The 8,697-nt window shown below is 67.3% G+C and carries 6 protein-coding genes; 2 read left to right on the top strand and 4 right to left on the bottom strand.

The genetic code is table 11. The features are described 5' to 3' along the window. Positions 1-71: 71 nt before the first annotated feature. Entirely contained in the window at positions 72-323 is a 252-nt protein-coding gene (locus C1Y63_RS12165; protein ID WP_106016716.1) for a hypothetical protein, read from the bottom strand. Between the two features lie 684 nt (positions 324-1,007). Between C1Y63_RS12165 and C1Y63_RS12160 the strand changes: the two genes are divergently transcribed. Next, positions 1,008-2,315, top strand: coding sequence for an alpha-hydroxy acid oxidase (locus C1Y63_RS12160; RefSeq protein ID WP_106016715.1), 1,308 nt, complete (start codon positions 1,008-1,010; stop codon positions 2,313-2,315). After that, complete coding sequence (locus C1Y63_RS12155; RefSeq protein ID WP_233195712.1) at positions 2,305-3,714, top strand: MFS transporter; 1,410 nt, start codon at positions 2,305-2,307, stop codon at positions 3,712-3,714. Before C1Y63_RS12160 ends, C1Y63_RS12155 begins: the two co-directional genes overlap by 11 nt. Positions 3,715-3,873: 159 nt before the next feature. Here C1Y63_RS12155 and C1Y63_RS12150 read toward each other — a convergent pair whose 3' ends face one another. From C1Y63_RS12150 to C1Y63_RS12140, 3 genes are all read right to left on the bottom strand, one after another. Next, positions 3,874-5,313, bottom strand: a complete 1,440-nt coding sequence (locus C1Y63_RS12150) for a nucleobase:cation symporter-2 family protein (protein WP_199189119.1) — start codon at positions 5,311-5,313, stop codon at positions 3,874-3,876. Between the two features lie 430 nt (positions 5,314-5,743). Next, positions 5,744-6,664, bottom strand: coding sequence for a Dyp-type peroxidase (locus tag C1Y63_RS12145; RefSeq protein WP_106016713.1), 921 nt, complete (start codon positions 6,662-6,664; stop codon positions 5,744-5,746). 99 nt (positions 6,665-6,763) lie between these two features. Then, the gene (locus tag C1Y63_RS12140; RefSeq protein WP_106016712.1) at positions 6,764-7,762 is read right to left on the bottom strand and encodes a YegS/Rv2252/BmrU family lipid kinase; all 999 of its coding nucleotides are present in this window, start codon (positions 7,760-7,762) and stop codon (positions 6,764-6,766) included. Positions 7,763-8,697 lie beyond the last annotated feature (935 nt).

Below are 8,697 nucleotides of genomic sequence, written 5' to 3'. Positions count from 1 at the left end.
GGGGTAGGGCTCGCTCCGTCTACGTGGTGCGCACTTTCTCGTGTCGCTGAGTGTGCAATCTATCGTGTCGCTCAACATTCGGTTATGAGATCCGCCGCGACGAGGGTCTGGCCTACTGCTTGGCGGCCCGGTATGCAGTCGAGTTCGGCCTGGTGATTCCCCTGGAGCTCATCGACCGATTCGATGTCGAAAATCGAACCGCAGACCTGGCGATGCGTGAAATCCTTCCATACCTTGATCAGCTTCGTCAGCGCGCTAAGCAGCAGTAGCCGCTCACCCCCTTTCAACCCACCCTCCGCTGAGGGTGGGTTGTTGTGCTTCATCGCCCACTTGGGGGATCACAGCTTCCCGCAGCTTTGGGCGGCTGTTTTTCCGTGTGGTGCTGTATCGATGTCGGGTGGTGGGGCCATGCGCTGGTAGGTGTTGCCCTCGTGATCCCCGACGCGGTCGCGGGCGTTGCTCGAAGGAGTGCACTGCGCTCGTGGGGATTACGGGGTTCCCGTCAGATTCTGTACGCGGGCCCCGGCAGGTTCCCGTTCCGGTCGTGGGGCTGCCGGCGGTGAGTCTGGTGGTGTGGGTCTGTGTCGCTACTCCATGGTGTGGAGGATGCGGGCGGCGACGAAGATGGTCAGGCCAAGGATCGGGTGGATGTTGAGGGCGAGGAAGCCGATGATGACGAGGATGAAGGCGCGGGACATGGGGGTCCTCCTTACTGGGTGGGTGTGGGTTATGCGCACACCCCGCTGAGGTGGGCCTGTGGTGCGCCCGGTACGGGGTGGTTTTTCTACCGTGGTGCAGTGTGGGGATCCTCGCAAGCCCCTGTGGGCTGAGCTGCAGTTCTGCTGATGGTGGGGCGTGGGGGAGGTGGGTGTGCCCCAGGATGGGGGTAGGTCTACGATGAATCCCACAGTGCTGCGCATCACTGTCGCCCGGGTGGTTTGTCCGGCGGCGGTGAGGGCGCGGGCGCTGGTGGAAGCTGTTGCCTGGTTGAAAGGGTTGATTCACCCATGTCGAATCGCGCTGCGTCCCCGCAGGGGAGCGAGCATGTGTTGCCGCCGACGGAGAGTCGGCTGGCCCCGTTGAAGCGGCAGTGGCCGCGCCCGGAGATGCTGAAAGAGTTCCTGCAGGTGGAGTTGCCGTCGCTGCACTTCCGTGAGCGGCGCCTAGAGAAGGCCCAGGACCTGTGGGATTTGCGGAAGATTGCGCAGCGCCGCACGCCGACCGGCCCGTTCAACTATGTGGCTGGCGGCGCGGAGCGGGAGTTGTCGATGGCGCGCTCCCGGGAGGTGTTCGATAATTTGGCGTTCCACCCGCAGGTGCTGCGCGATGTCGCCAATGTGGATGTGCGCTGTGAGATGGCGGGCGCGCCGAGCGCGATGCCCTTGGCAATTGCGCCGACGGGTTTCACGCGCATGATGCACGCCGAGGGTGAGATCGCTGGTGCCCGCGCGGCTGCGGCGGCGGGGATTCCTTTCACGCTGTCGACGATGGGGACGGAGACGATCGAGGATGTGGCGGCCGCCGCCCCGGGCGGGCGGCACTGGTTCCAGCTGTACCTGGCGGGCGATAACCGCCCGGTCGCTCACGAGCTGGTGTCCCGGGCGAAGGACGCGGGCTATGACACGTTGATGGTGACCGTGGATACCCCGGTGACGGGTGCCCGGCACCGGGATGCCCGCAACGGGATGACGTTCCCGCCGAAGCTCAACTGGAAGACCTTCGCCGATGCGTCCTACCGGGTGGAGTGGTGGACGAATTTCCTGTCGACGCGTCAGTTGGGGTTCACGAATTTCGGCTCGGGCACGAAGTCCTTCGCGGATATTGGTCGCCTGTTTGATCCGACGCTGAATTTCGCGGACCTGGAGTGGCTGCGGGAGGCCTGGGATGGGCAGTTGCTCATCAAGGGCATTCAAACGGCGGATGATGCGGTGCGCTGCATCGAGCACGGGATGGATGGTGTGGTGCTGTCGAATCACGGCGGCCGGCAGCTGGACCGGGCACCGGTGCCGCTGTTGACGCTGCCGGAGGTGCGGGCCCGCATCGGCGCCGAGCCCACCGTGTTGGTCGATACCGGGGTGATGAGCGGTGCCGACGTGGCGGCGGCCGTCGCGTTGGGTGCCGACGGCTGCCTCATCGGTCGGGCGTACTTGTATGGCCTCATGGCCGGCGGCGCGGAGGGCGTGGCCCGGGCGCTGGAGATTTTCCGCCAGGAGCTGACCCGCACCCTGCAGTTGATGGGTGTGGGCAGTGTGGATGCGCTCACCCCGGAGATGGTGAGCCTGGATTGGCGCGAGGGGTACCGTCATGGCGAGTAACGCGCAGGCACCCCAGGTGGCAGAGGCCCACGATTCCAGCCCGCCGCGGCCGTCATTGTCGCCGCGCTCGTTGCCGCCGGGCGCGTTTCGGGCGCTGGTGGCCGCCATGGTGGGCACCCTGGTGGAGTGGTACGACTATGCCCTCTACGGGGCGGCGGCGAGCCTGGTGATCGGTCCGCTGTTTTTCGCCGACTATTCCTCGGGTGCGGCGGTGGCGAGCTTCGCGACGTTTGCCGTCGGTTTCGTCGCGCGCCCCGTGGGCGGCCTGCTCATCGCCCACCTGGGGGATAAGCATGGCCGGAAGCCGGCGATGCTGCTCACCATCATCGTCATGGGGGTGTCCACGATCGGCATTGGTCTGCTGCCGACGTATGCGACGGCCGGTGTGTGGGCCATCGTGGCGCTCGTCGTGTTGCGCTTCACGCAGGGCTTGGGCGCCGGCGCGGAGCTGACTGGCGCGTTGGTGCTGGTGGCGGAGTACACCCCGGTGCGCCGCCGCGGCTACTGGACGTCGTTCGTGTTGGCGATGCCGCCCGCGGGCGCGGCGATCGCGATCGTCAGCTTCCTCGGTGTCAGTACCCTGCCGCAGGAGTCGCTGCTGGGGTGGGCGTGGCGTGTGCCGTTCCTGCTCTCCGCGGTGTTGTTTGCGGTGGCGATTTTTATCCGCAACCGCCTGGAGGAGTCGCCGGAGTACACCGCGGCCATGGCCCGCCAGGAGCAGCAGCACGAGGCGGCGGTGCCGGCGGCGCAGGTGCTGCGCCGGGATTTCTCCTCGGTGGTGCTGGGCTTCATGGCGGTCACCGGTCACAACGCCAACAACTACATCATCTCCATTGCGAGCCTGTCGATCCTCACGACCTATGGTGGCCTGCCGCGCGCCACGGCGCTGGCCGCGGTGCTGGGGGCGTCGGTGGTGGCGATTGTGCTGGCACCGCTGGGCGGCTGGTTGGCTGATCGCTGTGGCGCCGGCCGGGTCATGCTGGCCGGCTCGGTGGTGGGTGTGCTGTTCGCGTACCCGTTGTTCCGGGCGCTGACCTCGGGCAGCGGGGCCGTGGCAGCGGCGGCGCTGTGCGTGAGCTTCGGCATCGTCATGACGTGCACGTCCTCCCCGCAGGGTGCGTTCCTGGCGAACCTCTTCGCCCCCGATACGCGGTTTACGGGCGTCGCGCTTGCCCGGGAGCTCAACGGCGTCGTCGTCGCCGGCTTTACGCCGATGATTGTGGCGGCGCTGCTCAGCGCCTCCGATGGCGATATCACCTGGCCGGCGGTGTACATGGCCGCCTGCTTCGGCGTGACGATCGTGGGCATGCTGTGGGCCCGCGGCCGGGGCAACGCCCCGGTGCGCATCGCGTCCGAGTCCGCGCCGACAGCCACCGCGGTGGAGCAGCTCGCACGCTAACCCACCCCGCCGCACGCAGATGGCGTGATGACACGCCGACAACACACACTGCCCCGCCGGGCACGTCTCACAGCAGAGACGATGCATGCCCGGCGGGGCAGTGTCATGCGTGCGCCGCAGCGTGTATGCAGCGTGCACGCGGCGCAGCGGGGGCGCTGGTTAGTTGTCCGCGCGGGTGGTGTCCGCGATCGCGGTGGAGGTGTCGACGCCGGTCTTGTAGATGTTGGCGTCGGTCGAGGGGGCCTCCTCCGCGGTGCCGCCGTTGGCGGGGACTCGCTTCGTGCCGAAGAACAGCAGGTTGAGGCTGATCGCGGTGAACGCGGCGGTGGTGATGCCGGAGTTGAACACGGTGCCGAACCAGGTGGGGAACTGGGCGAACAGGGAGGAATCCATGACCGGCAGCAGACCCATCGTCAGCGACACGGCGATGATGAGCACGGATTTTTCGTTCATCTGCACCTTCGTCAGGGTGCGGATACCGGAGGCGGCGATCATGCCGAACAGGGCCCCGGTCGCGCCCCCGAGAACCGGGGTGGGGATCGCGGCAATGACGGCACCCAGCTTCGGGATGAGGCCCAAGATGATGAGGATGCCGCCGGCGGCGGCCACCACGTAGCGGGAGCGCACCCGGCTCATCGCCAGCAGACCAATGTTCTGCGCGAAGGCGGTGTACGGGAAGGTGTTGAACACGCCGCCGAGCATCGTGGACAGGCCGTCGGCGCGCAGGCCGTCGGCGATCTGCCGGGGGGTGGCCTTCTTGCCGACGATTTCGCCGGCGGCGAGGAAGTCACCGGTGGCCTCCACGAGGGTGACCAGCCCGACGAGCACCAGGGCGATGACCGCCGAGGGCGGGAACTCGGGTAGGCCGAAGTGGAAGGGGGTGGCCACACCCACCCAGCGTTCCTCGCCGACGGCGCTGAGATCGACTTTGCCGAAAAACGCGGCCACAATGGTGCCGACCGCCAGGCCGACGAGCACGCTGGCGCGGGCGATCGCGACGGGCGCGAAACGCTCCACCAGCAGCACGACGGCGAGGGTGAACAACCCGAGGCTGACGTTGGCGACACTGCCGGCATCCTCGGCGGAGCCGCCGGCGATGTTGCTGGCGGCCACCGGGATGAGCGACAAACCGACGCAGGTAATAAAAGAGCCCGTCACCAGTGGGGGGAACATCCACAGGATCCGGGCGAAGACGGGCGCCATGAGGAACATGAACGCGCCGCAGGCGAGCACCGAGCCGTAAATCGCGGCCGGGCCGTAGTTGCCACCGATGATGATCATCGGGGGCACGGCGGTGAAGGTGCAGCCCTGCACGATCGGCAGGCGGGCGCCGAGACGCCACACGCCCAGGCACTGCAGGACGGTCGCGATGCCGGCGACGAGGAGGTCGGCGGTGATGAGGTAGGGCAGGTCGCTGGGCTGCATCCGCCCGGCCTGGATCATCGCCCCGCCGAGCACGAGCGGCACGGCGACCGCGCCGGCGTACATGGCCAGCACGTGCTGCACCGCCAGGGGGACGAGGCGTTTGATGGGTGGGATTTGATCCACCGGGTGCACGGCATGCGCGGTGCTGGTGGCGGGAGTGGTCTGGGTGGACACCAGGGGCCTTTCACAACGTCGCACCCCACAGGCAGCAACCACGCGCACACACAACAAACGCAACAGGGTTGTCGGTGCGGTGGTGGTGGGGCGAAAGCGGTTTCCAGGGCGCACACCTGGCACACGCGGCGGGCAAAAAGGTGTGCCGCCGGGGTGCGTGTGGGGTGCGGTGCTGCGCGGGCGCGCGGCAGAAGTTCATGCTACTGCCCGGGCGGGGGACCTGCGCAATCGGTGCGGGCGCGAGGCTGCTGGCGCACCCCGGAAGACCACCACCCTCAAGAGACGACGACCGCCGGGCGGGCCCACGGTGTGTGGTCCCACCCGGCGGTGGAGGGTGCTGCGGGCACAGGGGCCGCCAGCGGGAGCGCGGAAAACTCAGGGGGATGACGGTGTCAGCGCCGCCCCGCAGCGATCCGGCGCGGGGACTGGGCTAGTCCTCGTCGTCCTCGGGGAGCATGCCTGCGAGCGCCCGGAGGGAGGGGATGACGTACCAGCTGCCGGAGGTGGCGGTGGTGAAGTGGGTGAGCATGTCGCGGGGGCCGCCGTCGGCGCCCGCCATGCGGCGCAGCATCTCCTCCAGCCGCCACTGGTCGAAGGAGAAACCGACGAAGACGGTGCCGTGGCCGCTGAGATCACCGTAGGCGGTGTTGCGGCGGAACACGTCGAGTTCTTCGCCGTCGACGTCGACGACGGTGCGGGACACGTGGGAGGAGTCCGGCATGACGTCCTCGTCGAGTTCCACGGAGTCGGCCTTGGTGCGGCCGATGATGTCCTGCTGCTCGTGGACGCTCAAGGCCTCCCAGTCGGCGGCCTTGTGCAGCCAGTGCTGGAACAACAACACCGAGGCCCCTTCGCCGGGCTCGCCGGCGGGGATGGCGACGATGCCGGGGGCTTCGAACTGGCCGGGGTTCTCGGTGCCGTCCTCAAAGCCGGTGAGGTCGCGGTTGTTCTCGTACACCCAGCCGATGGTCTCCCGGGCGCAGGTGAAATGCTCCTTCACGGCGCCGAGGATGTGCTTGGCGACGTCGAAGACCTGGGAACGCGAGGAGCTGGCCACCCACAGCCAGGCGTCGTGCTGGGTGGCGGGCATGGAGTAGCCGCCGGCGCCGCGCAGCGGCTCGGCGAAATCGTGCACCCCGGCGGGCACGTCCTCCGCGGCGGCGACCTCCGCCCACAGGGTGGGGCGCACACCGACGACGATATTGGAGCCCGCGGTGCTCGGCAGGTTCGCCGCCTCGACGAGGGCCCGCACCGCATCCTGGCGGGCCTGCGGGGTGTCGTGCACCAAGCTCAGCTCGTAGTAGCCGTGATCCGTCGTCCCGAGACCTGTGATTCCACTCTGATAACTCATGCCGCCAAGTATGCCCGCACCCCCGCGCGCGAAGCACCTAAGCGCCACCTTATGGGCGGGCGCAACACGCGGCACCGTCGGCACTGGGTGCGGTGCGGATCAGTGACTGCCTGGCGCGGTGTCGAAGGTGGCGGCGGTGATGATGCGCGCGGCCTTCGGCTGCACCTCCAGGCACACGGGGGTGGGCCCAAAGAATTCGCCGTCGGCGAAAGCATCCACCCCCGGCATGTCGATGTCGACGCGGCGGGCCTCGAAACTCAACACCCCATCCTCCGCGAGGACGTTGCCGTCGAAAACGGTGTGGAAGCGCTTGAGCGCGTGGCGGCGCGGCATCTTCTCCAGCACGGTGACCTGGAACATCCCGTCGATGGGGGAAGCCTCCGGGCACATCCGCATCCCGCCGCCATAAAACGCGGTGTTGCCGGTCGCCACGAGCGTGACATCCATGGTGTGCTCCACCCCATCGAAGGCCAACCGGGCGTGGTGCGCGCGGAAGGACAACAGCTCCCGGGCAGCGGCCACCGTGTACTTCGCCTGCCCGGGCGGCCACTTCATCCGGGCCGCGCGGGCATTGACCAAAGAATCAAACCCCACCGCGGCAATGGTGCCGAACACCCGGGAGGACCCGTCCTGAAACGAGGCTTTGCCGACATCCATGGCGAGAGTACGGCCGGAAATAATCAGTGCCGCGGCTTTCGCCGCATTGCCCGGCACCACAAAGGCGCGGGCGTGATCGTTGCCCGTGCCCGCCGGCACCAAACCCAGCGCCACCGGGGTATCCACCACGCACTGCAAGCCGAGGTTGATCAGCCCGTCCCCGCCGCACACCACCAGGGCATCCACATCGCCCGAGTTCACTGCGGTCTGTGCCAGTCGACGCGCAGATTCCTCGTCCGCGCCTTGCAGGGCGATGACATCGATGCCGGCGTTATTGAGGTGCCGCTGCACCTCCAGCGCGACTAAACCGCTGACCCCGGCACCAGCCTTCGGGTTCGTCAGCAGCGCTACCCGCGAAAACTCCGCCGCGGGCGACAGGGTGGGGCCGGGCTGCGGCTGCGGATCCTCGGGGGAGAACAACCGGGAGAACATGGGAGACATAGGCCGAGAAGATCCCTTCCGTTGGTGGAGACTGCGCTGCCACCAAGCACAGTACAAGGCCGAGCCTGCCACACCACGCACCCACGTGCCCCCACACAGCCGACACGGCAGGAGCCACCGAGCCCCGGCAGCAGGACCACAACGCCACCGCCACCGCGGCGATGTGTGCACACAGCACCTACGCGAACGAGCCGGAAGTACAAGGATCACCGGAAAAGGAGCCACCGGTGGGAAGGAAAAGCCTGAGAAGAGGGCAGGCCCACCGCGTCATGGCGACACCGCGACGGCGCCCACTACAGCACGGGAACGAGAACTCGAGACGGAGCCAGCAGTGGGCACCTCGTCGTCAGTGGAGCCGACCGCAGAGGGCGTGAAGGAAGACGACTGCGACGACACCGAAGCGAGGCATAGAAGGAGCGCGGGGAGAGGACAGACCCACGGGGGCACCCTTTCGCGTTGCACACGGAGAACGCCGGAGCTGAGGGGTCGTCACGAATACACGGGGAAGAAGTCAGGGCAGAGAGCCGGCAGGGGAGCAGTGCCAGCGCAGGGGCTGAACACACCCAGACACGCGTGGTGCGCACAACCCAGGCAGCAAGCGTCCGCGAAAAACCGCCTGTGTGCTGGGGATTTGTGTGGTGTTCACGGTGTGTGTAACTTTATCCGGGTCAGCGAGACAGCCCAGCGCCTCAAAACGGAGGAAGCAAGCAGTCAACATAAGTGCTGACACACCGGATTTGCACTCACACCAAGTTGTTGTGTAGTGTCGGTGGAACCGCCGTGAGGCAGTCGCAAGCGTGGCTGTGTTTGTGGTGGTGCATGATGTTTGAGAACTCAATAGTGTACCAATGTACTAGTTTTTTTGTGCTGGTTCGATGGTTTGTGCTGCCGGGGACTGCTTGTCCCTGACGCAACGCATGCATGACACGAGTGTG

This window comes from Corynebacterium sp. 13CS0277, from assembly GCF_002994655.1.
Taxonomy (GTDB): Bacteria; Actinomycetota; Actinomycetes; order Mycobacteriales; family Mycobacteriaceae; genus Corynebacterium.
Note: the sequence above shows the minus strand (reverse complement) of the source record. Positions and strands in the feature narration are given on the sequence as shown.

Bases quoted from the DNA above. Each gene is read 5' to 3' on its own strand.
- C1Y63_RS12165 (WP_106016716.1), bottom strand. From the start codon at position 323: ATGAAGCACAACAACCCACCCTCAGCGGAGGGTGGGTTGAAAGGGGGT.
- C1Y63_RS12160 (WP_106016715.1), top strand. From the start codon at position 1,008: ATGTCGAATCGCGCTGCGTCCCCGCAGGGGAGCGAGCATGTGTTGCCG.
- C1Y63_RS12155 (WP_233195712.1), top strand. From the start codon at position 2,305: ATGGCGAGTAACGCGCAGGCACCCCAGGTGGCAGAGGCCCACGATTCC.
- C1Y63_RS12145 (WP_106016713.1), bottom strand. From the start codon at position 6,664: ATGAGTTATCAGAGTGGAATCACAGGTCTCGGGACGACGGATCACGGC.
- C1Y63_RS12140 (WP_106016712.1), bottom strand. From the start codon at position 7,762: ATGTCTCCCATGTTCTCCCGGTTGTTCTCCCCCGAGGATCCGCAGCCG.